This window comes from Rhizobium sp. P2_G9 (assembly GCF_056403475.1).
Genome location: NZ_JBFUFK010000038.1, coordinates 62,068 through 85,974, shown reverse-complemented (window position 1 = coordinate 85,974; position 23,907 = coordinate 62,068). Strand labels below are relative to the sequence as shown.

The window sequence follows — 23,907 nt, the reverse complement described above, 5'->3', positions numbered from 1 at the left end:
CGGCGCCCGCGGGCAGAGCGCCGATGGCGATCAACCCGGGATCGAAAGCAGGGCGACTGCCACGAGCGCGCCAAATGCCTTGTAAATCCATGTGATCGGTTTGCGCACCTTCCGGTTATGGGATGCGATATAGTAGGTATAGTAGAAGCCCGGAGAGTCCGTGTGAACGAGATTCTCGAACTTCGTAGCCGGAACGTTGCAATGGTATTTGTGCCGGCCAGACCGGAACCAGACGTGAAGTGTGCGCGTGCTCTGGTTATATTGCACACTTTCGATCAGACGTGACGTCAGCGGAATTCTGGTCATTCGAGCCTCGCATTGGCTCCTCCCGGCGCCATACTGACGTGGCGTGCGGAAAAGTCAAACATCGCTGCTCGGCTTTGGGACGATTTTCACAAGTTGCCGTTCCGCGCCGTCCCCTGTCCGTTGTGGACGCGTGGCGATCTGTCGAGCCGAGTCCCGGCCATGCATTCTCTGGGCAGAGGGCTTTGCGTCATGGGCGAATTGGATGTCTCACCGTGGACCTGATCTGTGGCGAGTGCCCATCTCCGCCGGTTGGTGTCGCTGACCGCAACTGACTCGCCGCGGCACAACAATCTAACGCCAGGCTAAACGGCGAAATCGTTTTTCCCAGGATGTCACTCATCGCGGAACAGTTGGCTAAATTATTATACATAAAAAATATATATTAACTGTATTAAGCCGATGCCGCCGCCTAGGCTCAGGGGCATCTTCACAGACTGTCCTGGAGCCGAAATGACCCGACATATCCGTTTCAACGCCTTCGACATGAATTGCGTCGGCCACCAGTCTCCCGGGCTCTGGGCGCATCCCGGCGACAAGTCGTGGAAGTACAAGGATCTGGATTACTGGCAGGATCTCGCCCGGACGCTGGAGCGCGGCATTTTCGACGGCATCTTCATTGCCGACGTGATCGGCTATTACGACGTCTACAAAGGCTCGAACTACCACGCGATCGAGCAGGCGGCGCAGATCCCGGTCAACGATCCGCTGCAGCTCGCAGCCCCGATCGCGCTGGCGACCGAACATCTCGGCATCGGCATTACCGCGTCGACGTCGTTCGAGCACCCCTATACGTTTGCCCGCCGCATCGCCACCGCCGACCATCACAGCAAGGGCAGGGTGGGCTGGAACATGGTCACCTCCTATCTCGAAAGCGGGGCCAAGAATGTCGGGCAGCTGGGGTTGCAGCGGCATGACAATCGCTATGAGATCGCCAACGAATATGTCGAGGTCCTCTACAAGCTGCTCGAAGGCAGCTGGGAGGAGGGGGCGGTGGTGCGCGACGGCAAGAAGCACATCTTCACCGACCCGTCCAAGGTTCACGAGATCGGCCACAAGGGCAAGTATTTCGATGTGCCGGGCTACGGCCTGACCGAGCCGTCGCCGCAGCGCACGCCGGTGCTCTACCAGGCGGGCGCGTCGGGGCCGGGCAAGGCGTTTGCCGCCGAACATGCCGAATGCGTCTTCGTCGCAGCCCCAACCAAATCGGTGCTCAAGGCCTATGTCGCCGAAATCCGCGAGCGTGCGGCCCGCGCCGGCCGCGATCCCAAGAAGATCTATATCTATACGCTGGTCACCCTGATCACCGACGAGACCGAGGCCAAGGCCAAAGCGAAATTCGAGGATTATCGGAAATACGTTTCCTATGACGGGTCGCTGGTGTTCATGTCGGGCTGGAGCGGCATCGACTTCGGCCAATATGCGTCGACCGATCTGGTCAAGAAGGTCGAGACCAATGCCATCCAGTCCGTGGTCGAGCATCTGGCCGGCGGCGACAAGGCCTGGACGATCGACGAGCTGGCGCAGTTCGGCGGCATTGGCGGGCTCGGTCCGGTGTTTGTCGGCTCCTATAGCCAGATCGCCGATACGCTGCAGGAATGGGTGGCCGACACCGATGTCGACGGTTTCAACATCGCCTATGCGGTGACACCGGACAGTTTCGAGGATGTCGTCGGCTATATCGTGCCGGAATTGCAGCGCCGCGGCGCCTATCCGACTGCCTATAAGGCCGGCACGCTGCGCGAAAAACTGTTCGGCGACGGCCCGTATCTGCCCAAGAACCATCCGGCAGACCGCTATCGCGACATCGAGGCCGTCAAGCGCGGCGAGGCTGCCGCGCGCCAGCCGCAGCTGAAATCGGTGAGCGGCTGACATGGCCGAGCTGCTCGAACTGCACGACGTGTCGCTGTCGTTCCGCGGCGTCAGTGCGCTCAATGCGCTGAGCTTCAAGGTCGGCAAAGGCGAGATCTGCGCCCTGATCGGCCCCAACGGCGCCGGCAAGAGCTCGCTGCTCAATGTCATCAACGGCGTCTACCGCGCCCAGTCCGGCGACGTGGTCTTCGACGGCAACCGCTTCGAGGCGATCCATCCGAAGAAGGCGGCGCATCTCGGCATCGGCCGGACCTTCCAGCACAGCGCCTTGTTCAAGCGGCTCTCCGTCCGCGACAATGTGCTGGCCGGCCTCGCCCGCCACGGGCGCACCGGCTTCCTCGAGAACATCTTCCGCATCGGCCGCGATGGCGAGGAACGCCGCTCCTTCCTGGCGCGGGCCGACAATATCATCGCCTTTCTCGGCCTGCAGACGCATCGCGACAGGATCGTCTCGACGCTGCCCTATGGCATCCAGAAGCGCGTCGATCTCGCCCGCGCTCTGGTCGCCGAACCAAAACTTCTCCTCCTCGACGAGCCGATGGCCGGCATGAACCAGGAGGAGAAGGAGGATATGAGCCGCATCATCGCCGAGGTCAACCGCACCTTCGGCACCACCGTGGTGCTGATCGAGCACGATGTCAGCATCGTCCTCGGCCTCGCCCACCATGTCGTCGTGCTCGATTACGGCCGCAAGGTCGCCGACGGCGCGCCGGAAGACGTGCGCAACAATCCCGATGTCATCGCCGCCTATCTCGGCACGGTCCACTAGGAGGCATGCACACATGTCCTATTTCATCGAAACCCTTGTTGCCCGGACTGTTTGCGGGCGTCATGTATTCGCTCGTCGCGATCGGCTTCGTGCTGATCTACAAGGCGTCGGGCGTGTTCAATTTCGCCCAGGGCTCGATGCTGCTGTTCTCGGCGCTGACCTTCGTCACCCTGACCGAAAAGGGCATACCCTTCGCCGTCGCCTTCCTGATCACGGCGGCGCTGATGGTGCTGCTCGCCATCCTCATCGAATGGCTGGTGCTCAGGCCGCTGCGCAACCGCGATCCGCTCACCCTGTTCATGGCCACGCTGGGGCTGAGCTTCGTCATCGAAGGCTTTGCCCAGCTGATCATGGGCATGGACGTGCACATGCTCGATCTCGGCATTCCCGATATCGGCGTCGATGTCGGCGGCATTCTGGTCAGCCAGTTCGACATCGTCGCCTCGGCGATCGCGATCAGCCTGGTCGTGGTGCTGGCGATCGTCTTCAACAAGACGCGCATGGGCATATCTCTGCGGGCCGTGGCCGACGACACGCTCGCGGCGCAATCGATCGGCGTTCGCCTGCCGGTGATCTGGCGCGTGGTCTGGAGCGTCGCCGGCATCGTGGCGCTGGTGGCGGGCCTCGTCTGGGGTGCCAGGCAAGGCGTGCAATATTCACTGTCGCTGGTGACGCTGAAGGCGCTGCCGGTGCTGATCATCGGCGGCTTCTCGTCGATCCCCGGCGCAATCGTCGGCGGGCTCTTGGTCGGCGCCACCGAGGCGCTGGCCGACATCTATATCGGACCGCTGGTCAATGGTTCGGTCTCCACCTGGTTCGCCTACATCCTCGCTGTCGCCTTCCTCCTCATCCGTCCCGCCGGCCTGTTCGGCGACCGCGAAATCGAAAGGGTCTGACCCATGGCCACGCTTCAGGAACCCGCACTGTCGCAACCGATCCCGGCCGGCTTTCCGGTGCTCAAAAGCCTGGTGGTCGTCGGCGGCCTGATCACCGCCTTCGGCATCGTGCCGGCCGTCGCCGGGGACTACTGGCTGAGCTCGATCATCATCCCGACGGTGATCCTGGGCCTGGCCGGCATCGCGCTCAACCTGCTGCAAGGCTATGCCGGGCTGGTGTCGCTCGGCTCGGCGGCCTTCATGTCGATCGGCGCGTTTTCGACCTATAATCTGCTGCTGCGCGCGCCCGGCCTGCCGCTTCCGGTGGTGCTGATCCTTTCGGGGCTGATCACGGCGGCGGCCGGCGTGTTCTTCGGCCTGCCGTCGCTGCGGATCAAGGGCTTTTATCTCGGCGCCTCGACGCTGGGCGCGCAGTTTTTCTTCGAATGGCTGTTCACCAATTTCAGCTGGTTTTCCAATGACAGCCAGTCGCTGACGATTTCGGCGCCGCGGCTGGAATTCCTCGGCCACGACCTGCAATCCGCCATTGGCCGCTATCTGCTGGTCGCCACGGTGACGGTGCTGCTGATCGCGCTCGCTTTTGCCGTGGTCAAGAGCCGACTTGGGCGTGAATGGATGGCGATCCGCGACATGGACACCGCCGCCTCAGTGATCGGCATCGACGTTGCCAGGCGCAAGCTGCAAGCCTTCGGCATCGGCTCCTTCTTCCTCGGCATTGCCGGGGCGCTCTGGGCCTTTGCCTATCTCGGCACGTCGGATGCGCATGCCTTCAATCTCGACAAGTCCTTCCAGGTGCTGTTCATCGTGCTGATCGGCGGCGTCGCCACCATATTCGGCAATTTCCTCGGCGCTGCCTTCATCGTGCTGACGCCGATCCTGCTCGACCGGCTGTCGCTGGTCGTCGATCTCTCGATCCTGGGCGACCAGGGGGCGCTGGCCAACCTGCAGCACATCATCTTCGGCACGATCATCATCCTGATCCTGATCAAGGAGCCGGATGGCCTGGCGAGCCTGATGCGCAAGACGTTTGGCGCGCTCAGCTCCGGCAGATAGCGCGCTTGTCCTTTCGAGCGGAACACACCGACGCCGGATCGTCCGCTCATCCTCCCAAGCATCCGGCGTCAATCTCAATCCCACAGGGGGTAAACATGTCCATGCTTAGAAAGACCCTGGCGCTTGCGGCTTCCGCCGTCATCGCCGCAACGCTGGCCGGTGCTTCGGCGCATGCCGAGGACGGCAAGGGCAAGCAGCTCTATCCGCTCTTCACCTATCGTACCGGACCCTACGCCCCGTCGTTCATCCCGTTCGGCGCCGGCAATATCGACTATCTGCGCTATGTCAACGAGGTCGAGGGCGGCGTCGACGGGGTCAAGATCCAGGTCAAGGAATGCGAGACCGCCTATGAGATCGAGCGCGGCATCGAATGCTACGAGCGCTACAAAAACGGCTATGACGGTGCGCTCACGGCAGCAATCTATCCACATTCGAGCGGCCTCGACGTGGCGCTGACCGACAAGGCGCGCATCGACAAGATCCCGATCGTCAGCCCCGGCGGCGGCCAGAACATCGCCACCGACGGCCGCGTCTTCCCCTATCAGTTCCCGCTGGTATTCGACTATTGGAGCGAGGCGCAGATCATCGTCGACTATATTGCCGAGCAGGCCGGCGGCTATGACAAGCTCAAGGGCGTCAAGATCGCCACGCTCTATCACGATTCCGGCTATGGCCGCGACACGATCGAGCCGATGGGCATCCTGTCGAAGAAATACGGTTTTGAGGATATCCAGATCCCCGTGCCGCATCCGGGCGAGCAGCAGCAGACGCAATGGCAGCAGATCCGCCGCGCCAATGCCGACTGGGTGTTCCTGCGCGGCTGGGGCGTGATGACGCCGGTGGCGATCAAGACCGCCGCCCGCGTCGGCTTCCCCGCCAATCACATCATCGGCGACATCTGGTCGGGTTCGGAAGACGATGCGCGCCCGGCCGGCGCCGTCGCCAAGGGCTATCTCGCCGTCTCCGTCTTCCCGCCGGGCACCGATTACGGCATTATCGGCAAGCTCAAGCAGAACATTCTCGACAAGGGCGAGTCCGATCTCAAGGACAATGCCAAGTTCGGCACGGTCTACTACAATTACGGCGTCATCGAAGCTATCACCTTCGTCGAGGCGCTGCGCACCGGCCACAAGAAATTCGGCAACCGGCCGCTGACCGCCGCCGAGGGCCAGTGGGCGCTCGAGAACCTCAATATCGACGACAAGCGTCTCGACGAACTCGGCGCCAAGGGCCTGATCAGCCCGCTCAAGACGACCATCGACAACCACAAGGGCGAGACGATCGCCGCCAAGATCATCCAGTGGAACGGCCAGTCCTGGGACACCAGGACCGACTGGATCAAGGCGGACCCGACGCTGTTTGCCGATGTGCTGAAGGCCAAGGCCACGGCCTATGCCAAGGAAAAGGGCATCGTGCCGCGCGAAGCCCAGAACTGAGCCTCTGATATCAGGCGGACAGGATCATCTCATGAGCAATCAGGCAGGCGGCTTTCTCGAAATCCGCAATATGGAAGCGCTCTATGGTCAGGCGATCCTGGCCGTGCGGGACGTCTCGCTCACGGTCGGGGAGGGCAAGATCGTCGCCCTTCTCGGCGCCAACGGCGCGGGCAAGACAACGACGCTCAAGGCCGTGTCCAACCTCTTGGGACCCGAGCGTGGCAAGGTCAGCCACGGCGAGATTTTTTGGCAGGGCGAGCAGATCAATTCGCTCTCCGCCGCCCGCCTGGTCGCCAAGGGCGTCGTGCAGGTGCTCGAAGGCCGCCACTGCTTCCCGCAACTGACCGTCGAGGAGAACATCCTCGCCGGCGGCTTCGTCCGCAAGCCCTCGCGCGCCGAGCTGCAGGCGGGCCTCGAACAGGTCTATGCGTGGTTTCCTCGGCTCAAGGAGAAGCGAAAGGTCAGGACCGGGCTCACCTCCGGCGGCGAACAGCAGATGGTCGCCATCGGCCGGGCGCTGATGACCAGGCCCAAGCTCGTCCTGCTCGACGAACCCTCGATGGGCCTCGCCCCGATCATCGTACAGGAAATCTTCGAGATCATCCGCACGCTCAACAGCCAATCCGGCGTCAGCTTCCTGCTCGCCGAGCAGAACGTCAACCTGGCGCTGAGATATGCCGACTACGGCTACATTCTGGAGACAGGGCGGGTGGCGGCCTATGGCACGGCGGAAGAATTGCTGGCGCGGCAGGATGTGCATGATTTTTATCTGGGGGCGAAGGTGGCGGCGGCCGGGTGAGTGCCGCGAGAGGCGGATGGCAGTTGCGTATGACGCAGGAACGCCTCCCCCAACTTACAGGGTCGAGCCACCGGTCTCGACCCGTCCTTCGGCTTCCCATAAGAAGACTAATCCGTCCGGATCGCCTCGGCCCAATCGAGGCAGGGAGAGTGCCGCAAGTCTTCTCCCCCCTTGTGGGGGAGATGGCCGGCAGGCCAGAGAGGGTCTTCGCGTCATATGCAACGCCCGGCTTTGTGCGCAGCGGCTTTTGACAGCAGATTAAGACGGCATCGTCTCGCCGGCATATCCCTTCAGAAGATGCCTCACATGCCGCTCGATCTCGGTAAAAACATAGTCAGCGCCGTCCAGAACCTGTAAATTGTCGAAGCGCAGAACCGTAAAACCCTGTCGCTTCAGGAATGCATCGCGCGCCTCATCATGCATCTTTCCCGCAAGCGTCTCGTGGCTGTCGCCATCGACTTCGATGACCACTTTGGCGGATAACCAGGCGAAATCTGCGATATATGGTCCGATCGGTGTCTCGCGCCGAAACCGGGCGCCATAAGGGAGCAGGTCGCGCAACATATCCCACATCGCCTGCTCGGCTTTGGTCAACTCACGGCGAAGAGCTTTCGCATTCTTTCTCGTCTTGGATCCGATGTTTGAATGCGGCATCTTTGTCTACTGCTCTCATTGCAAAGCCCAGATCGCGCCTCTTGTCTCGACCTGTCCTTCGGATACCACAAGGGGGAGGGTTGGCGCATTTGGAAAAAGACCCTCTCTGGCCTGCCGGCCATCTCCCCCACAAGGGGGGAGAAGACTCGCGGAACTCGCTCGCCCAAATCGAAGCTTCGGCGGTGCTCTACGCCTCACCAACTTCGGCCAAGGGTTCGCTGCCGCTCACCCGGCCTTCGTACCCTTTCCCAGAAGCGGGAGGGGCTTAACCCAACCGCAGTCTCGCAGCCCAAATTGAGGCAAGGAGCGTGCCGCGAGTCTTCTCCCCCCTTGTGGGGGAGATGGCCGGCAGGCCAGAGAGGGTCTTTCTTAATTATCCGATACCTCGCCTTCGTGGGTCGGGCAAATGCGATAGCCCTGTCACCGACCTCACGCCGTCTTCAACTCCTCTATCCCCAGTTCCCGCTTCATCGCATCCCTGATCAGATATTTTTGGATCTTGCCCGTCACCGTCATCGGAAAACTCTCCACAAAGCGGACATAGCGCGGCACCTTGTAGTGCGCGATCCTCCCCCTGCAATAATCGATGATCTCGGCTTCCGTCGGCTGTTCGCCCTCTTGCGGAATGATCCAGGCGCACAATTCCTCGCCCAGGCGTGCGTCGGGAATGCCGACCACCTGGACGTCGCGGACCTTGGGATGGGCGTAGAGGAATTCCTCGATCTCGCGCGGATAGACGTTTTCGCCGCCGCGGATGACCATGTCCTTGATGCGGCCGACGATATTGCCATAGCCGTCGGCGTCGATGGTGGCGACATCGCCGGTATGCATCCAGCCTTCCGCATCGACGGCTTCGGCGGTCTTTTCGGGATCGTCCCAATAGCCTTTCATGACAGAATAGCCGCGGGTGCAGAGTTCGCCGGCGGTGCCGCGGGCCAGTGTCTCGCCATCCTCGCCGACGATCTTGACCTCGCAATGCGGCTGGACGCGGCCGACCGTGGAGACGCGATGTTCGAGCGTGTCGTCGGTGCCGCTCTGGAACGACACCGGCGAGGTCTCGGTCATGCCATAGGCGATCGTCACCTCGTTCATGCCGAGCATGCTGATCACCTTCTTCATCACCTCGACCGGGCAGGGGCTGCCGGCCATGATGCCGGTGCGCAGGCTGGGATACTGGTATTTCGGCCGGTCGGGGTGGTCGAGCATGGCGATGAACATGGTCGGCACGCCGTAGATACCGACGCAGCCCTCGTCCGCCGCGGTTTTCAGCACGGCTGCGGGGTCGAAGGAGGCCGAGGCATAGACGATCGTGGCGGCATGGGTGAGGCAGCCGAGATTGCCCATCACCATGCCGAAACAATGATAGAGCGGCACAGGGATGCAGAGCCGTTCGCCGCGCCGGAGCTTGATCGCTTCGCCGACGAAGAAGCCGTTGTTGAGGATGTTGCGATGGGTGAGCGTGGCGCCTTTCGGCGCGCCTGTCGTTCCCGAGGTGAACTGGATATTGATCGGATCATTGGCGTCGAGCGTCTCGCCGAGCGACTGCAGGGTTTCGAGTTCGCCCTTCGACGGCGGTGCCAGCAGGTCGTCGAAATTCAGCATGCCGGGGGTCTTGTCGGTGCCAAGTCGGATCACCCAGCGCAGCGATGGCAGATTGTGGGCGTCCAGCCCGCCGGGCGTGCTCTGCGCCAGTTCGACGGCCAGCTCGTTGAGCATGGCGATATAGTCGCTGCTCTTGAACGACGGCGAGAGGATCAGCGCCCGGCAGCCGACCTTGTTGATCGCATATTTCAGCTCCCAGGTGCGGTAGGCCGGATTGATATTGACCAGGATGACGCCGAGCTTGGCGGTGGCGAATTGGGTCAGCGCCCATTCGGCGGTGTTGAGCGCCCAGATGCCCAGCCGGTCGCCCTTGCGCAGGCCGAGACGCCTGAGCGATACCGCCAGCGCATCGACCTTCTCGCGAAGCCCGGCATAGGTCAGGCGGATATCCTGATGCGCCGAGATCAGCGCATCGACGTCAGGGTGTCGTGCGCAGGTGGCATCGAAAAACTGCCCGATCGTCGCCTCGATCAGCGGGTGGGCTATGTCGCCCTTCACATGCGCCAGATCCGTCATGCCAGCCTCTCCCATGGGCCTACAAAGGCGGGCGTGCCGGTCAGCGGCTTAGAACCGCCCCGGGGCCTCGCTTCCCGCCGGAGCTCCTCATCTCCGGCCGGTCGGCCTTTGCCTCAAATGCTTACGCCTTCACCCGAAGGACGGCAACGATTTGATACGGTTTGGGGCTGCAACGGCGTTAGCGCTAGCGCGGCCCGGAGCGCCAAGGTTATGGGATTGCGATATTAGGCGCAGCTTGAAGCCATCTCAGAATTTCACGCGCCGAGGCCTGCCGCTCAAGATTGATGGTGTCGAGATGAAATTTGCTGGGATGCTGCGCGTCGAATGGAGGAAAATCGACGTTCACCCGCGCGGCTTCGGCGTCGGTCTCTTTCAACATCAGACGGCGCTAGGGAGACAAAACGCGCGCTCCGAGATTTCGGCAGAACAGGTCAATTACGCGACGAGCAGGCGTCTTGACCTGCCCTTCTTTTCAGCTCGTCTCGGAAGATTTCGCGTGCCTCTTTGAGCCTCGATTTTCCGAGCAGCTTCACGAACCGCGTGACCGTCGCCTTCGGGACATTTGCTTGGGCGGCAATAGCGGCGGTGTGTTCGAAGGCGAGGAGTTCAGGCCGGGCCAAACATGCCGCCGCAAGCTTCTCCACTTGCGGCGGGAATGTAAGCTCACGCCTCAGGATGCGCTCCCGGAGATCGCTGAAAGCCATCTCTTGCGTTGTGCTGTCGTCCGGCGCGGCCACGGCGTGTCTCGACGGGTGGGATTAAAGGATGCTGGCCAGGCTGACTGTCTCACCCGACTTTGCCGACCGCGTTGCCGCCTCGGCGACCGCCAGCGCATTGACGCCGTCGGCAAGCGTCACCGGCAGGGCCGATCCTGCATTCACGGCTTCGACAAAGGCTGCCCATTCGGCCGAATAGGCGCGCATATAGCGTTCGAGGAAGAAGAACTCGGGCTTGGCGCCGACCACGCCGGCCTTCGTGGCTTTCGAGACCGTGTTTTCCAGCACGTTGCCGGCCGACAGCAGTCCTTCCGAACCGAGCAATTCCACCCGCTGGTCGTAGCCGTAGACGGCGCGGCGGCTGTTCTTGATCACCGCGATTCGCCCGCCGGCGAAAAGCAGTGTGACGACGGCAGTGTCGACATCGCCAGCGGCTCCGATCTCAGGGTCGACAATCGAGCTGCCGACGGCCGTCACCTTTTCCGGCAGGCCCCCCATGATCCAGCAGGCCATGTCGAAATCGTGGATCATCATGTCGCGGAAGAGACCGCCCGACACCTTGACATAGGAAACCGGCGGCGGCGCCGGATCGAAAGAGGTCACCGACAGGAGTTCGCTTCTGCCGATTTCGCCGCGGTCAGCAGCGGCCTTCAGTGCTGCGAAGTTCGGGTCGAAGCGGCGGTTGAAGCCGATCATCACGGGACGGCCGGTGGCAGCCGCGACCGCCTGGCAGGCGCATGCCCGTTCGAGGCTCAGATCCACAGGCTTTTCGCACAGCACGGCCTTGCCGGCTTTGGTTGCCGCTTCGATCAGGTCGGAATGGGTGTCGGTCGAGGTGGCGATGAGCACGGCGTCGATCGAGGGGTCGCTGATCACCTGATCGGTCGTCACCGCCTGAGCGCCGTATTGCGTGGCCAGCTTTTGTGCCGCTCCCATATTGACGTCCGACACGGCGACGAGGGCGCTGCCGGCATGAGAAGAGATCGCCTTAGCGTGCACGTTGCCGATGCGGCCGGCGCCGAGAAGACCTATTTTGAGCATGATGTCATTCCTTGATTGTCAGTTTGTGATGTGGCGCGTCAGAGCGTGAACGCCTGACGGAACCTCGATAGGGCGAGTTCGTCATCGGAGGACGGCCAGGCCTCCATGCCGATCACGCCGCGGTAACCCATCCCGGCAAGAGCCTTGGCGATTGCCGGATAATTGATCTCGCCGGTGCCGGGCTCCGTACGCCCGGGCACGTCGGCGACCTGGATTTCTCCGATGAAGGGCAAGGCCTGCCGGCAGAGCTCGATCAGGTTTCCTTCACCGATCTGGGCATGATAAAGGTCGAGATTGAGCTTCAGAGACGGTCGGTTGACCGACGCGACGAGTGCGATCGTGTCAGCCGCCTTGGCGAACGGCGTTTTGGGATGGTCGACGGCCTCGTTCAGATTTTCGAGCACGAAGGTGACGCCCTCCTTCTCGCCGAGATCGGCGATGCGATTTAAGGTGTCTCGTGCCTTGAGCCACATCGGCCCGGTCGTCACTTCGCTCTTGACCACGGGGAGCCCTTGCCCATCCAACCCGGTCCCATGCAGGTTCAGTCGGGGGCAATCGATCTCTTTGGCAACGGGTATCGACAGCTTCGCCGTTCGGATCAGTTCATCAGCGCCTTCATCATCGGCGAGCGTACCCGTGACGTAGCCCGTCATCGAAGAAAACGTCGCTCCGGATGCCGCCAAGGCCTTGATGTCATGCTTCGTCCAGTCCCAGATTTCGGCGACGAAACCGAGGTCTGTGATGCGTCTGAGCCGCTCAAGTACGGGAAGCGAACGAAAGACCATCTCCGCGCAAACGGCGAGCGTGAACGGTTCAGTCGGTAAGACTGCGTCTACCATTGACTATATTCCTCAGTTTTTGATCAGATTGTTCCACCGAGCTCTGCCGACAGAGCTTGCAATTCCTTGCCGCCCGCCATCAGATTCTGGAGCTCATCGATGGAGATGTCGCTCTTGCTGTAGGTTCCCAGCGTTTTGCCGCGGTTGAGAATGGTGAAGCGATTGCCCACGGCATAAGCGTGACGGACATTGTGGGTGATGAAGATCACGCCCAGCCCTTTCTGCTGCACCTGGTGAATGTATTTCAGCACCATGGAGGTCTGGGCCACGCCGAGAGCCGAGGTCGGCTCGTCGAGGATCAGGATTTTTGCACCGAAATAGACGGCGCGCGCTATGGCGACGCATTGGCGCTCGCCGCCGGAAAGCGTGCCGACGGCCTGATTCGGATCACGGATGTCGATACCGATCTTATGCATCTCATCGCGGGTGACATCGTTGCAGTGCTTGAAGTCGATATAGCGGAACGGCGGTATGCCTCTGCGCGGCTCGCGACCCATGAAGAAGTTGCGCGTGATCGACATCAGCGGGATCATTGCCAGGTCTTGGTAGACGGTGGCAATGCCCGCATCGAGCGCGTCGCGCGGGCTTGAAAATTGAACGGGCTTTCCTTCCACCAGGAATTCGCCGCCGGATGGGCGGACAACGCCGGATAGTGTTTTTATCAGGGTGGATTTGCCCGCACCGTTGTCGCCGAGCAGGCAGAGAACCTCGCCGGCCGAGACTTTCATCGACACGCCCGCAAGAGCGATCACCGAGCCGTAATGCTTGACGATGTCCTTGACCTCGATGATCGGGCCAGCGGAATTTGCATTGCTATCGACCATGATCAGCGCTCCCCTGTCACTTTGCGACGGATAAAGTTGTTGAAGAGCACGGCGAGCAGCAGCATCGAACCGAGGAAGACCTGGAACCAATCGGAGTCGAATTGCGTATAGGTCAGGCCGATGGAAACGAGGCCGAAGATGATCGCACCGACGAACGCCCCGATCGCCGAGCCGTAGCCGCCGGTCAGCAGGCTGCCGCCGATCACGGCCGCGATGATCGCTTCGAATTCCTTCTGGAAACCACGGCGGGCATCGGTCGATCCGGCGTCGAGCACGGTGATGATCGCAACCAGCGCCGCAGCACATGCTGTCAGGGCGAACAATCCCGTCTTGACCCTGTCGACCGGAACGCCGGAATTGCGCGCGGCATTCGGATCGCCACCCACCGCAAAAATCCAGTTGCCAGTGCGGGTGCGAAGCAGGGCCCAGGTCGCGACACCGGCAATCACGACAAACCAGACCACCGACACCGGCACGCCGCTGACCTTGGGAACACCGTTATCGAACTTCTCGATGAGATTGTGTTGCGCGAGCCAGCCGAACAGCGACTGGAAAGCCACCCCAGAGAAAATCTGTTTGAGAACCCCATCGCCAACCACGCCTTCTATGCCGCGCAATTGCGTCGAGCCGCCCGTCGCCCATTTGAGCCCGACAAGGGTCAGCCCGCGAAGGATGAACAGGAAGGCCAGGGTGACGATGAAAGACGGCAGCCGCGTGCGGATGACGATCTGCCCGTTCACCGCTCCCATCACACCGGCAAACAGCAGCGTGAGAACGATCGCCACCCAAAGCGGCAGTTGGAAATTCACCAGCAGGACACCAAAAATGAGGCCAGCAAAGGCGATCATCGAGCCGATCGACAGGTCGAATTCGCCGCCGATCATCAATAGCGCCGCGGCTATCGCCAGAATTCCCAGCTGCGACGCCGGCGCCAGGATCGTCATCACGCCCGAAAGCGAGAACATCGATGCGTCAGCTGTAAAGGCGAAGAAGACGACAACGAGGATCAGACCGGCGACGGCGCCGAGCTCAGGGCGGCGCATCAACTGGGTCAGGAAACCCACATTGCGCATACGCTCGTCGCCTTTGGCAGTCGGAATGGATGGTTGCCGCCTGCAGCGGGCCGCCCGGTCACGCTCTGGAGGAAATCAACGGATGCCCTTGGCGGACAGATCCACCACCTGAGCCGCCTTGTCCTTGGTGATAAGGTTCGGACCGGAAGGCACGTTGCCGCCTGGGATCAGGCCATACTTGGCGTAATTCGCCAGGAACACGACCGGCAGATAACCCTGCAGGAACTGCTGCTGGTCGATGGCGAAGGCCGCGTCACCCGCCGCAACGGCTTTCAGGAAGCCGGCGGACAGGTCGAAGGTCGCGACATTGACCTTTCCCGTCTTGCCGACATCCTTGACCGCGTCAAGCGAGGGCTCGCCGGCGGTGCTTGCACCCAGCGCCATGATCGTATCGACATCGGCATTGGCGCTCAGCGCCGCCTTGACCTTGGCACGGACATCCGTGGGGTCGTTGGAGACCGGCAATACGGTCACCTTGCCACCGAAGCCGTCCGAAAACCCTTTGCAACGCAGGTCGAGTGCGACATTGCCGACCTCCTGGTTGACGCACAGGCCGATCTTGCCGCCCATTTCCTTGAGCTTTTCGCCCGCTGCCTTGCCGGCGCTGTATTCATCCTGGCCGACATGCAGGAGAGCACCGAGCTCCTTGGACACGTCCGATCCCGAATTGATCGAGATCACCGGAATGCCAGCGGCCACGGCCTTCTTGATCGACGGTCCAAGCGCCGAGGCGTCCGGGATCGAGACGATCAGTCCATCGGGCTTCTGGTTGACCGCAGCATCGATGAGCTGGCTCATGGCAACCATGTCGAAGGTTTCGGGTGCCCGATAGTCGACCTGGACGCCGGTGTCCTTGGCGCCTGCGGCGACGCCGTTCTTGACCACCGACCAGAACGGATCGTTGGCCTGGCCATGGGTTACCGCGATGATCTTGATGTCCTTGGCTTCCGCCAGTCTCATCCCGGACAGAAGGCAGCCGACAACGGCTACGCCGACGGCGAGTTTCTTGAATACGGTCTTCATTTATTCCTCCAGCTGAGGGCGCATATCCTCCCGCGCCCAATGTTCAAACAGCGCGTCTCCCGACGTCGCTGACGCTCCCGATCTTGCTTGCCGGCCAATTTGCTACCGGTAGCAAACGCGGATACAAATATCGAGGCACGGAAATTTGTCAACCATTCATTTCAATTTCCGGTCAAACGGAATAGACGTTCCATGGATAGCTTCGGAGAAGACCATGGCGAAACGCGCGACCGCTCAGAATGTAGCCGACCTGGCAGGCGTGTCGAAATGGACCGTCATTCGGGCATTCACCCCCGGCGCCTCGATCACCGATATCAGTCGGCAGAAAGTGCTCGCAGCCGCAGATACGTTGAACTATCGGCCCAACTTGTTGGCCAGGAGCCTCAACACCAATCTCACGCATCAGGTTGCGGTTCTCGTGGACGATTTCGAAAATCCGAGCAAACTCTCCTATCTCGGGAAACTCACCCATGAGCTTCAGGCCAACGGGTTGCTGGCGCTGCTGATCAACATCAATGACCACAACGACCATGTCGACGCCTTGATCAATGCCGAACAGCGCCAGGTAGACGCAGTCATCCTTTTCGGCACGGCGTTTCGCAATGAGATGCTAAGAGACAAAAGGCTGCTCGGCGCTGCCCCAATGTTTGTTCTGGCGCGAGGCTCGCAGATCGAAGGGGTACCGGCGATCAATTGTGACACAGATCGGGCCATGACGGAGATTTGCGAGCATCTCTATGACAAGGGTTATAGAAAACCCGCCTTCCTCGCCGGTCCGCGCGTACTGTCGACGGCACTTGGCCGCAGACGCAAGTTCCGCGACTTCTGGCATGAAAAGGGCGTCGATCCGATTTCCGGAATGGTCGCGGATGCCTATAGCGATTGGTCAGGCGCCGAAGCGGTACGCGGCTTTTTCGCAGCCGGGGGAAATATTCCTTCGATCGACGTGTTGATGTGCGAAAACGATGCTTTGGCCTTCGGAGCGATGAGCGTCCTTCGCCAGGAACTCGGGATCAGGGTGCCTGAGGATGTCGCTGTCGTGGGCTTCGACAATACCGCATTCGCTGCGTCGCCCGCTTTCGACCTCACGTCTTACGATCAACCAATGACGCAAATGGCCGCCGCGGCGGTCGAAATGATCCTGGGTCGTCGACCCAAGGAGAGTGTGGACTTCCCGGGCCGACTGGTCATAAGAGGTTCGACCTGATTGACATCACGGATCACGATCACGACGTCCTTGCCAGCGCCTACCCCTTGATGGAAAATGGCAATGGTCTTGAAGGCGTGCGGATCCCTCGACCGAACCTTGCGTAGGTTAGGCGGCGGAGCGAAACTGCCAGCGCATCGACCTTCTCACGAAGCCCGGCATAGGTCATGCGGACATCCTGATGGACGGAGATCAGCGCATCGACGTCAGGATAGCGGGCGCAGGTGGCATCGAAAAATTGCCCGATCGTCGCCTCGATCAGCGGATGGGACGTGTCTCCCCTTCTATGCGCCAGATCCGTCATGCCAACCGTCCATGGGTCTGCAAAGCGATGTGCCGGGCACGGGCTTGCTACCGCTCTGCACCTCCATCCCGGCCGGAGCTCCTCATCTCCGGTCGGTTCGGCCTCTGCCAGATGCTTGCGCCTTCGCCTCCGCGACGGCAATCATTTGCTTCGTCTACGGCTTGATCAGCCCGCCGAAATAGTCGAGCGCGTAGGCCTTCTGGCGGTCGACGAGGATGGCCTCGTGGCCATGGAAATGCGCCGCATCGCCCTCGCTACGATCGACATATGTTCCATGTTCGCCGGTCCATTCGAAACCGCCGAGAAAGCGTCCCTGCCTGTACATAGCAGACAGGGCTGCCTTGATGGTCGCGCCCGCGCGCTCGGCGTCGATCAGTTCCGGAAGCCGGATAGTGCCGTAATAATTCATCGCCCATATGGGCTCGCCGCGAAACCAGAGCACCTCCTGGCCGGCGAAATCGGTGCCGCCGAAATAGCTGTCGAGGTAGCTCCATTCCCCTTCCGACCATGTGAGGTCATGGGAACGGCGCCGGCTCGCGCTCACCGGTGTGCCGCCGCCGACATAAGTGGCAGCCTTGGCCCTGACGATGATGGCATTGAGTTCGCTGGTTTCGATCATAGGTGTCTCTCAAAAATGGAACGAAGAGAGAACATATGTGGAGTTAAGTCAAGTGGAAGTTTTTGGCGCGCAACACAGGATTGCTGCTCTTGCTCGCCGCGCAATGTGCTCTTTATAAAATTGATAAAAAAGATAGAAAATATGTTCTTATGGAGATAAGAACGGTCGTCTATTTTCCGGCAATATCCGGCAAATGGCCGGGCAGTGAAATATGGAGATCGTATCGATGGCAAAATCCCTGAATGCTCTTCTGACCACGCTTGCGCTGGTCTTGTGCATCGGCTCAAGCGCATCCGCCGGCGAAGTGCTGGATCGCGTCAAGAAGAACGGGGAGGTGGTCGATGCTGTCGTCAACGACTATCCACCGTTTGCCTATCTCAACGACAAGAACGAGTTGGACGGTTTCGACATCGATGTCGCCAAGGCCCTGGCCGCCAAGCTGGGCGTCAAGCTTCGGCTCGAAACGCCGGGCTGGGAAACGATCATCGGCGGCCGCTGGGCCAATCGCTGGGATATCGCCATCACCTCGTCGACGCCGACGGAGGAGCGGGCCAAGGTCGTCAACTTCCCGGTCAATTATTACAGCGTTCCGGCCGTGCTGGTCGTCAACAAGGACGAGACGTCGATCAAATCGATCGCCGACATCACCGGCAAGCGCGTCGGCGTCGGCACCGGCTCGTCCTATGAAGCCTATCTCAACAAGAAGTTTTCCATCCCCGGCCAGGCCGCGATCACGTTCCCCTTTGGCGATGTCCAGGTCGTTCCGGGCGACGAGACCGTCAATTTCCAGAACCTCGCGCTCGGTCCTGGCGTGCGCCTGGATGCCATTGTCGCCTCGCTCGGCACGGCGCAGGGCCAGATCGATGCCCAGGGCAAGCTGAAGGTGCTCGGCGCGCCGCTGTTTGCCGAGCCGAATGCCGTTGTCACCGACAAGGGCGATCCCGAATGGGATGCCGAGGTCAAGCGCGTGATCACTGAATTGCAGCAGGACGGCACGCTCGCCAAGATTTCCGAAAAGTGGTTCAAGACGGATATCACCAAATATGCCTTCTGACGGCGAGCAGGCATTGCGAAGCGGTTCGCTGACGAAGGCGCTGCCGCTTCGCCTGAAGCTCAGCCGGCGCCCGTTCTGGTTCAAGGTGCAGATGGTCTGGCTTGTGCTGGTCGGCTTGCTGTTTTTCGGCTTCTATCGCCTCGGCCTCGATTTTGACCTCATCCGGCAGAAGCTGCCGTTCATGCTGGGTTTGAAGCTGTCGCCGGACGGCTTCATCCAGGGCGTGGCGCTGACCATCCTGATCACCGTGATTTCGATGGCGGTGTCGCTGGTGGTGGCGGTGCTCACCGCGCTCGGCAGGCTGTCGAGCAATCCCGTCGCGTTCGGAGTGGCGACGTTCTACGCGTCGTTCTTCCGCGGCACGCCTCTGCTGGTGCAGGTGCTGATCATCTATCTGGCCCTGCCGCAGTTCGGGCTGGTCCTGTCCGGCTTCGTCTCGGGCATTCTGGCGCTGTCGCTCAATTATGGCGCCTATCTCGCCGAAACCATTCGCGCCGGCATCGCCTCCGTACCGAAGGGCCAGCGCGAGGCGGCGATGGCGCTCGGCCTCGGGCGCACGCTGATCGGCATGAAGATCGTCGCGCCGCAGGCGATGCGCGTCATCATTCCGCCGGCGGGCGCGCAGTTCATCTCGATGCTCAAGGATTCTTCGCTGGTGTCGATCATGGGATTGTGGGAGCTGAATTTTCTCGCGCAGTCCTTTGGACGGTCGACATATCACTATATGGAAATGCTGCTCTCTGCGGCCGTGATCTACTGGGTTCTGTCGATCGGGCTGGAAGTGATCCAAAGCCGGCTGGAGCGCCATTTTGGACGCAGCGTCGCCGCAGAACGATGAGAGGAATGATGATGACGAACAACACTGCCTTTTCGATATTGGACGGCGGCATGGGCCGCCTGCTCGAGCGCTTGGGAGCGCCCTTCCGCTTGCCCGAATGGTCGGCACTGTCGCTGATCGAGGCGCCGCATTTCGTCACCCAGGCGCACCAGGCCTATGTCGACAGCGGCGCCGACATCGTCACCACCAATTCCTACGGCCTGGTTCCGCATATGCTGGGCGAAGAGCGGTTCGCGAGGCAGGGCCGGACGCTGGCGGATCTCGCCGGCCGGCTGGCGCGCGAGGTCGCCTCCGCCGCTGGCCGCAAGGTGCTCGTCGCCGGCTCGCTGCCGCCCTTGTTCGAGAGCTACCGGCCCGGGCGGTTCCAGGCCGAAAGGGCGCCGCAAATCCTGGAAAGCCTGGTCGGGGGACTGAAACCCTATGTCGACCTTTGGCTGATCGAGACCCAGAGCTCGACCGCCGAAGCCTTGACGGCGCTGGCCGCGGTCAGGGATTTCGGCCGACCGGTCTACGTTTCCTACACGCTCAAGGATGAGGAAGGCCGGACCGGGCCGCCGGAGCTTCGCTCGGGCGAACCGGTGGAGGATGCCGTCAGGAAAACCCTCGAAGCCGGTGCATCCGGCGTGTTCTTCAATTGCAGCCAGCCGGAAGTGATGAGCGAAGCGGTGATCGCCGCGCGCCGCGTGACCACCGATGCAACGGTGCCGGTCGGCGTCTATGCCAATGCCTTCGCGCCTGAGCCGCCCTCGGATGAGCCCTATGCCGGCATTTCCGACATCCGCGCCGATCTCGACCCCGCCAATTATCTCAAATGGATCGACCGCTGGATCAGCCAGGGCGCCACCGTCGTCGGCGGCTGCTGCGGCATCGGCCCGGAACATATCGAAGAGATCAGCCGTTATCGCGGCCGGCTTGCCGGGTGAGGGTGGGGATAGTTACCGCCCCCGCCGGGCGCCGAACAGCGTTGCGGCTATGACCACCAGCCCGATCACCACCGATTGCAGCGAGCCGTCGATGCGGGCGAGGTTCATGCCCACCGAGACGATCGTTACCAGGGCAGCACCCTGCAGCGGGGCGAAGACCGTTCCTGTGCCGCCGCGGAGCGAGGCGCCGCCGACGACGGCGGCGGCGATGCTGTCGAGGACGAGATTGGTGCCGAGATTGGGTTCGCCCGATCCCGTCTGCGCCGTCATCATCAGGCCGGCGAAGGCGGCGAGCACGCCGCAGGCGGTGTAGGCGGCGAGCGTGTGCAGTTTCACATTGCGTCCGGCCACGGCGGCGGCGCGGGCATTGTCGCCGATCAGGTAGAGCGTCCGGCCATGCACGGTGCGGGTCAGCGTCAGATGCAGCAGGACGGCGACCAGCAGAGCGGCCATGACCGGCGCGGGCAGGACGAGCCATGTCATCTGGTTGAAGACATATGGGAACGAAGCCGGGACGTCGAAGATCGGAAAGCCGCCGGAAATCGTCGTCGCGATGCCGCCGACAATGCTCATCGTGCCCAGCGTGGTGACGAAGGGATTGATGTCGAGATAGGCGACGAGGAAGCCATTGAGGCCGCCGACCAGGAGGCCGATGGCGACGGCGGCGAGGAAACCCATGGCTAGCGCCGCGGCATTGCCGTCGCCGGCAAAATGCACCATGGCCATGGAAGAGACGACCGAGACCAGGGAGACATTGGCGCCGACGGAGAGATCGAAGCCTCTCGCGACCAGCACGATCAGCTGGGCCGAGGCGATCAGGAACAGCAGCGATGTCTGCTTGACCAGGTTTTCGATGCTGGCGAGCGAGGCCATGGCCGGCTGTGCCGCGACGAAGGCGAGGTAGATGAGCAGGATGGCGACCGGCAGGCCGATCTCTTTTACCGGTGCCGCAGCGGGCAGGGATAGGCTTTTCATCTCCGCGAACCCTTCTCTCTGAGCTTTTCCATGGCAACGGCGGCGATGACGATGACGCCGGTGACGATGACTTCGTAGCGGCTGTCGACATGGATGAGGTTGAGGCCGTTGGAAACCATCGACAGAAAGATCGCGCCGAGCACGACCATCGGCAGGCTGCCGGAACCGCCGCGCAGCGACACGCCGGCGAGGATGGCGGCGGCAATGCTCTGCAGCATCAGCGAATTGCCGAGCGTCGCCTCGCCCGAGCCTACCCGGGCGGTGAGCAGAATGCCGGCGAGGCCGGCGAGTGCCGCGCTCAGGACATAGGCGAGCGTGGTGTAGAGCGTGACATTGACGCCGGAAAAGCGTGCCCCACGCTCATTGCCGCCGACGGCATAGAAATAGCGCCCGCTTCGGGTCGAGCCGAGTATATAGGCAAGCACGGTGAGCGTGACCGCGGCGATGATGATCGCATTGGCGATGCCGCCGACTTTGCCTGTGCCGATGGTCGCAAGGAAATTGTCGGGCAGGCCATAGATCGGCGTGCCGCCGGAGAGGTAATCGGCAATGCCGAGTGCCACGGACATGGTGCCGATGGTGACGATGAAGGGCGGCGCCTTCAGCACCGACACCGACAGGCCGTTCGCCAGTCCGACGATCAGCGCCGGCACCATGCCGAGCAGGCACCCCAGCACGGCTGCGAGAATGGCCGCATCCGGCAGGAGGGTCCCCATCATGCCAAGCGACAGCGCGGTCGAGACGCTGGTGAGTGCCACCACGGCGCTGACGGAAATGTCGAAACCGCCGACCACGATGACCAGCATCTGCCCGGCGGCGACCAGCGACAGGTAGGAGGCGTTTCGTAGGATGTTGAAGATATTGGCATAGCGCAGGAAGCGCGGCTCGATCATGCCGAAGGTGATGCAGAAGGCCACGAGAAGCACCGGCAGCAAGGGCAAGGCCAGCCTGCCAAAGCCTGTAACCCTAGATTTTCTTACGGTTTCCAAGGGCGGTTCCTTTGCTTCACGAGGCCAATTCCCTGAGTGGCTGCGGCGCGGCCGGGCGGCCGAAGAAACTGGAGAGCAGCGCTTCCTCGGAAAAACTGCCGCCTTCCATTTCCGAGACGATCTTGCCCTCGCGCATGACGACCAGCCTGTGCGAGAGATGGATGACCTCGGCCATGTCGGAGGAGGCGATGACCACTGCCTTGCCGGCCTCGGTGAGTTCTTTGATGAAATTGTAGATCTCGACCTTGGCCTGCACGTCGACGCCGACGGTGGGCTCGTCGAACAGATAGACGTCAAGCTCCCGCGACAGGCCGCGGGCGAGCAGCACTTTCTGCTTGTTGCCGCCCGAGAGCGCATCGACTGGCGTGGTGGCACTGCGGGTCTTGATCTGCATCCTGTCGATCACACCGCTGGCGAATGTCTGTTCCGCCTTCAGCCGCAGCCAGGTCTTCCAGCGGGAGAAACTGCCTGTGTCGAGCGAGGCGATGGTGCTGTTGCGGCCGACGCTCTGGCGCATCGCCAAGCCTTCCGTCGCCCGGTCCGACGGCATGTAGCAGACGCGCCTTGCCAGCATGCCGGCGGGCGAGGGATGCGATATGGCTTCGCCATCCAGGGTGACGGTGCCGGCCGCAATCCGTTCCAGGCCGAAGACGGCGCGGATCAGCTCCGACTTGCCGCAGCCGGCGAGGCCGGCAATGCCGAGCACTTCGCCGCGCCGGATTCTTAGGCTGACATCGTCGACAAGGCCGTTGTCGGTGCTGAGCCCGGAGATCACCACGGCATCGCCGGAAGGCTGTCGCTTGATCTCCGGATAAAAGCTCTCGAAACTGCGCCCGGTCATCGAGGTGACCAGCCGCTCGTGGCTGATTTCGTCGCGCGTCAGCGTGCAGATCTTGCGGCCGTCGCGGAGTACGGTGACGCGATCGGCCAGGCGGTCGATCTCCGACATGCGGTGGGAAATGTAGATGATGCCGATGCCTTGAGCCCGCAAGCCTTCGATGATGTCGAAGAGGGCAGCCGCTTCCTGGTCGGCGAGCGAAGCGCTCGGTTCGTCGAAGATGATCACGCGTGCCTGCCGGAGCAACGCCTTGGCGATCTCGACCATTTGCTGGTGCGCGCGCCGGAGCGTTTTGACGCGCGCATCCGGGTCGATGGCGAAGCCGAGTTTTGCAAGCACCTCTTCGCAGGCGCGGCGCATCTCGCCTTTGGCGAGACGTCCGCCCCTGGTGATCTCGCGGCCGAGAAAAATGTTCTCGGCCACGGTCATGTCGGGGATGAGGCTGAATTCCTGGAACACCGCCGAGACGCCGGCATGCTGAAGCTTCGCCGGGGTCGGATGCAGGACGGGCTGGGAGAGCAGAGTGTACTCGCCCTCATCGGCCGTATGCACACCAGCGATGATCTGGATCAGCGTCGATTTGCCGGCGCCGTTTTCGCCGAAGAGGACGTGGACTTCACCGGATTTCAGGGAAAAGTCCACGTCGCTGAGCGCTGCGAAAGAGCCGAACCGCTTGACCACGCCGCGCATTGCCAGGATGTCGTCTGTCGCGCCTGTCGTCATCGGTCGGGCTAGCCTTTCAAC

General features: G+C 61.9%; 25 protein-coding genes. 10 read left to right on the top strand and 15 right to left on the bottom strand.

All coding sequences use genetic code 11. The features are described from left to right. Positions 1-30: 30 nt before the first annotated feature. The gene (locus AC1DYF_RS27890) at positions 31-306 is read right to left on the bottom strand and encodes a KTSC domain-containing protein (RefSeq protein WP_477880504.1); all 276 of its coding nucleotides are present in this window, start codon (positions 304-306) and stop codon (positions 31-33) included. 450 nt (positions 307-756) lie between these two features. Here AC1DYF_RS27890 and AC1DYF_RS27885 point away from each other — a divergent pair, with 450 nt between their 5' ends. The 6 genes from AC1DYF_RS27885 (at position 757) to AC1DYF_RS27860 (ending at position 7,128) form a co-directional block, all read left to right on the top strand. Beyond that, the gene (locus tag AC1DYF_RS27885; RefSeq protein ID WP_477880502.1) at positions 757-2,175 is read left to right on the top strand and encodes an LLM class flavin-dependent oxidoreductase; all 1,419 of its coding nucleotides are present in this window, start codon (positions 757-759) and stop codon (positions 2,173-2,175) included. 1 nt (position 2,176) lies between these two features. Beyond that, positions 2,177-2,944 (top strand): ABC transporter ATP-binding protein, encoded by a 768-nt coding sequence (locus AC1DYF_RS27880; protein WP_477880501.1) that lies wholly within the window; start codon positions 2,177-2,179, stop codon positions 2,942-2,944. 38 nt (positions 2,945-2,982) lie between these two features. Next, positions 2,983-3,840 (top strand): branched-chain amino acid ABC transporter permease, encoded by an 858-nt coding sequence (locus tag AC1DYF_RS27875; RefSeq protein WP_477880499.1) that lies wholly within the window; start codon positions 2,983-2,985, stop codon positions 3,838-3,840. Between the two features lie 3 nt (positions 3,841-3,843). Next, positions 3,844-4,893, top strand: a complete 1,050-nt coding sequence (locus AC1DYF_RS27870) for a branched-chain amino acid ABC transporter permease (RefSeq protein WP_477880497.1) — start codon at positions 3,844-3,846, stop codon at positions 4,891-4,893. Between the two features lie 95 nt (positions 4,894-4,988). Continuing rightward, complete coding sequence (locus AC1DYF_RS27865; RefSeq protein WP_477880495.1) at positions 4,989-6,329, top strand: ABC transporter substrate-binding protein; 1,341 nt, start codon at positions 4,989-4,991, stop codon at positions 6,327-6,329. 31 nt (positions 6,330-6,360) lie between these two features. Beyond that, positions 6,361-7,128: an ABC transporter ATP-binding protein gene (locus AC1DYF_RS27860; RefSeq protein WP_477880493.1), complete on the top strand. Its 768-nt coding sequence runs from the start codon at positions 6,361-6,363 to the stop codon at positions 7,126-7,128. Positions 7,129-7,386: 258 nt separating this feature from the next. On the opposite strand, the gene AC1DYF_RS27855 is transcribed toward AC1DYF_RS27860, so the two are convergent. The 9 genes from AC1DYF_RS27855 to AC1DYF_RS27815 form a co-directional block, all read right to left on the bottom strand. Then, a complete protein-coding gene (locus tag AC1DYF_RS27855) occupies positions 7,387-7,782 on the bottom strand; it encodes an endonuclease domain-containing protein (RefSeq protein WP_477880491.1) in 396 nt (131 codons plus the stop codon). Positions 7,783-8,211: 429 nt separating this feature from the next. Continuing rightward, positions 8,212-9,900, bottom strand: coding sequence for an AMP-binding protein (locus tag AC1DYF_RS27850; RefSeq protein ID WP_477880489.1), 1,689 nt, complete (start codon positions 9,898-9,900; stop codon positions 8,212-8,214). Between the two features lie 208 nt (positions 9,901-10,108). Next, positions 10,109-10,279, bottom strand: coding sequence for a hypothetical protein (locus AC1DYF_RS27845; RefSeq protein WP_477880488.1), 171 nt, complete (start codon positions 10,277-10,279; stop codon positions 10,109-10,111). A 52-nt stretch (positions 10,280-10,331) separates the two neighbouring features. Further along, positions 10,332-10,637, bottom strand: a complete 306-nt coding sequence (locus tag AC1DYF_RS27840; RefSeq protein WP_477880487.1) for an RpiR family transcriptional regulator — start codon at positions 10,635-10,637, stop codon at positions 10,332-10,334. 21 nt (positions 10,638-10,658) lie between these two features. Next, a complete protein-coding gene (gene iolG / locus AC1DYF_RS27835) occupies positions 10,659-11,657 on the bottom strand; it encodes an inositol 2-dehydrogenase (protein WP_477880486.1) in 999 nt (332 codons plus the stop codon). Between the two features lie 38 nt (positions 11,658-11,695). Further along, on the bottom strand, positions 11,696-12,496 hold the full coding sequence (locus AC1DYF_RS27830; RefSeq protein ID WP_477880484.1) for a TIM barrel protein: 801 nt from the start codon (positions 12,494-12,496) through the stop codon (positions 11,696-11,698). A 23-nt stretch (positions 12,497-12,519) separates the two neighbouring features. Next, positions 12,520-13,320 (bottom strand): ATP-binding cassette domain-containing protein, encoded by an 801-nt coding sequence (locus tag AC1DYF_RS27825; RefSeq protein WP_477880483.1) that lies wholly within the window; start codon positions 13,318-13,320, stop codon positions 12,520-12,522. A gap of 2 nt (positions 13,321-13,322) precedes the next feature. After that, positions 13,323-14,393 (bottom strand): ABC transporter permease, encoded by a 1,071-nt coding sequence (locus AC1DYF_RS27820; RefSeq protein ID WP_477880481.1) that lies wholly within the window; start codon positions 14,391-14,393, stop codon positions 13,323-13,325. A gap of 75 nt (positions 14,394-14,468) precedes the next feature. Beyond that, a complete protein-coding gene (locus tag AC1DYF_RS27815; protein ID WP_477880480.1) occupies positions 14,469-15,416 on the bottom strand; it encodes a sugar ABC transporter substrate-binding protein in 948 nt (315 codons plus the stop codon). Positions 15,417-15,630: 214 nt separating this feature from the next. On the opposite strand from AC1DYF_RS27815, the gene AC1DYF_RS27810 reads away from it, so the two are divergent. After that, positions 15,631-16,623 (top strand): LacI family DNA-binding transcriptional regulator, encoded by a 993-nt coding sequence (locus AC1DYF_RS27810; protein ID WP_477880478.1) that lies wholly within the window; start codon positions 15,631-15,633, stop codon positions 16,621-16,623. Between the two features lie 40 nt (positions 16,624-16,663). Here the strand turns inward: AC1DYF_RS27810 and AC1DYF_RS27805 are convergent, their stop codons facing one another. Both AC1DYF_RS27805 and AC1DYF_RS27800 read right to left on the bottom strand, forming a co-directional pair. Next, complete coding sequence (locus AC1DYF_RS27805; protein WP_477880477.1) at positions 16,664-16,927, bottom strand: hypothetical protein; 264 nt, start codon at positions 16,925-16,927, stop codon at positions 16,664-16,666. 154 nt (positions 16,928-17,081) lie between these two features. After that, positions 17,082-17,546 (bottom strand): DUF5680 domain-containing protein, encoded by a 465-nt coding sequence (locus AC1DYF_RS27800; protein ID WP_477880476.1) that lies wholly within the window; start codon positions 17,544-17,546, stop codon positions 17,082-17,084. A 226-nt stretch (positions 17,547-17,772) separates the two neighbouring features. On the opposite strand from AC1DYF_RS27800, the gene AC1DYF_RS27795 reads away from it, so the two are divergent. Genes AC1DYF_RS27795 through AC1DYF_RS27785 form a run of 3 tightly spaced genes read left to right on the top strand, consistent with a single transcriptional unit; the run spans position 17,773 to position 20,361 of the window. After that, a complete protein-coding gene (locus tag AC1DYF_RS27795) occupies positions 17,773-18,600 on the top strand; it encodes a transporter substrate-binding domain-containing protein (protein ID WP_477880474.1) in 828 nt (275 codons plus the stop codon). Further along, the gene (locus tag AC1DYF_RS27790; RefSeq protein WP_477880472.1) at positions 18,590-19,438 is read left to right on the top strand and encodes an amino acid ABC transporter permease; all 849 of its coding nucleotides are present in this window, start codon (positions 18,590-18,592) and stop codon (positions 19,436-19,438) included. Before AC1DYF_RS27795 ends, AC1DYF_RS27790 begins: the two co-directional genes overlap by 11 nt. A gap of 11 nt (positions 19,439-19,449) precedes the next feature. Next, positions 19,450-20,361, top strand: coding sequence for a homocysteine S-methyltransferase family protein (locus AC1DYF_RS27785; protein ID WP_477880470.1), 912 nt, complete (start codon positions 19,450-19,452; stop codon positions 20,359-20,361). Between the two features lie 12 nt (positions 20,362-20,373). On the opposite strand, the gene AC1DYF_RS27780 is transcribed toward AC1DYF_RS27785, so the two are convergent. From AC1DYF_RS27780 to AC1DYF_RS27770, 3 genes are read right to left on the bottom strand one after another with little or no spacing between them, the layout of a single operon-like run. After that, entirely contained in the window at positions 20,374-21,336 is a 963-nt protein-coding gene (locus tag AC1DYF_RS27780) for an ABC transporter permease (protein WP_477880468.1), read from the bottom strand. Then, positions 21,333-22,325, bottom strand: a complete 993-nt coding sequence (locus tag AC1DYF_RS27775) for an ABC transporter permease (RefSeq protein ID WP_477880467.1) — start codon at positions 22,323-22,325, stop codon at positions 21,333-21,335. Before AC1DYF_RS27775 ends, AC1DYF_RS27780 begins: the two co-directional genes overlap by 4 nt. Positions 22,326-22,341: 16 nt before the next feature. After that, on the bottom strand, positions 22,342-23,886 hold the full coding sequence (locus tag AC1DYF_RS27770; RefSeq protein WP_477880466.1) for a sugar ABC transporter ATP-binding protein: 1,545 nt from the start codon (positions 23,884-23,886) through the stop codon (positions 22,342-22,344). Between the last annotated feature and the right edge of the window lie 21 nt (positions 23,887-23,907).

Excerpts from the sequence above, each read along its gene's own strand:
- AC1DYF_RS27890 (WP_477880504.1), bottom strand. The coding sequence starts at position 306 with ATGACCAGAATTCCGCTGACGTCACGTCTGATCGAAAGTGTGCAATAT.
- AC1DYF_RS27885 (WP_477880502.1), top strand. The coding sequence starts at position 757 with ATGACCCGACATATCCGTTTCAACGCCTTCGACATGAATTGCGTCGGC.
- AC1DYF_RS27880 (WP_477880501.1), top strand. The coding sequence starts at position 2,177 with ATGGCCGAGCTGCTCGAACTGCACGACGTGTCGCTGTCGTTCCGCGGC.
- AC1DYF_RS27870 (WP_477880497.1), top strand. The coding sequence starts at position 3,844 with ATGGCCACGCTTCAGGAACCCGCACTGTCGCAACCGATCCCGGCCGGC.
- AC1DYF_RS27865 (WP_477880495.1), top strand. The coding sequence starts at position 4,989 with ATGTCCATGCTTAGAAAGACCCTGGCGCTTGCGGCTTCCGCCGTCATC.
- AC1DYF_RS27860 (WP_477880493.1), top strand. The coding sequence starts at position 6,361 with ATGAGCAATCAGGCAGGCGGCTTTCTCGAAATCCGCAATATGGAAGCG.
- AC1DYF_RS27855 (WP_477880491.1), bottom strand. The coding sequence starts at position 7,782 with ATGCCGCATTCAAACATCGGATCCAAGACGAGAAAGAATGCGAAAGCT.
- AC1DYF_RS27850 (WP_477880489.1), bottom strand. The coding sequence starts at position 9,900 with ATGACGGATCTGGCGCATGTGAAGGGCGACATAGCCCACCCGCTGATC.
- AC1DYF_RS27845 (WP_477880488.1), bottom strand. The coding sequence starts at position 10,279 with ATGTTGAAAGAGACCGACGCCGAAGCCGCGCGGGTGAACGTCGATTTT.
- iolG (WP_477880486.1), bottom strand. The coding sequence starts at position 11,657 with ATGCTCAAAATAGGTCTTCTCGGCGCCGGCCGCATCGGCAACGTGCAC.
- AC1DYF_RS27830 (WP_477880484.1), bottom strand. The coding sequence starts at position 12,496 with ATGGTAGACGCAGTCTTACCGACTGAACCGTTCACGCTCGCCGTTTGC.
- AC1DYF_RS27825 (WP_477880483.1), bottom strand. The coding sequence starts at position 13,320 with ATGGTCGATAGCAATGCAAATTCCGCTGGCCCGATCATCGAGGTCAAG.
- AC1DYF_RS27820 (WP_477880481.1), bottom strand. The coding sequence starts at position 14,393 with ATGCGCAATGTGGGTTTCCTGACCCAGTTGATGCGCCGCCCTGAGCTC.
- AC1DYF_RS27815 (WP_477880480.1), bottom strand. The coding sequence starts at position 15,416 with ATGAAGACCGTATTCAAGAAACTCGCCGTCGGCGTAGCCGTTGTCGGC.
- AC1DYF_RS27810 (WP_477880478.1), top strand. The coding sequence starts at position 15,631 with ATGGCGAAACGCGCGACCGCTCAGAATGTAGCCGACCTGGCAGGCGTG.
- AC1DYF_RS27805 (WP_477880477.1), bottom strand. The coding sequence starts at position 16,927 with ATGACGGATCTGGCGCATAGAAGGGGAGACACGTCCCATCCGCTGATC.
- AC1DYF_RS27800 (WP_477880476.1), bottom strand. The coding sequence starts at position 17,546 with ATGATCGAAACCAGCGAACTCAATGCCATCATCGTCAGGGCCAAGGCT.
- AC1DYF_RS27795 (WP_477880474.1), top strand. The coding sequence starts at position 17,773 with ATGGCAAAATCCCTGAATGCTCTTCTGACCACGCTTGCGCTGGTCTTG.
- AC1DYF_RS27790 (WP_477880472.1), top strand. The coding sequence starts at position 18,590 with ATGCCTTCTGACGGCGAGCAGGCATTGCGAAGCGGTTCGCTGACGAAG.
- AC1DYF_RS27785 (WP_477880470.1), top strand. The coding sequence starts at position 19,450 with ATGACGAACAACACTGCCTTTTCGATATTGGACGGCGGCATGGGCCGC.
- AC1DYF_RS27780 (WP_477880468.1), bottom strand. The coding sequence starts at position 21,336 with ATGAAAAGCCTATCCCTGCCCGCTGCGGCACCGGTAAAAGAGATCGGC.
- AC1DYF_RS27770 (WP_477880466.1), bottom strand. The coding sequence starts at position 23,886 with ATGACGACAGGCGCGACAGACGACATCCTGGCAATGCGCGGCGTGGTC.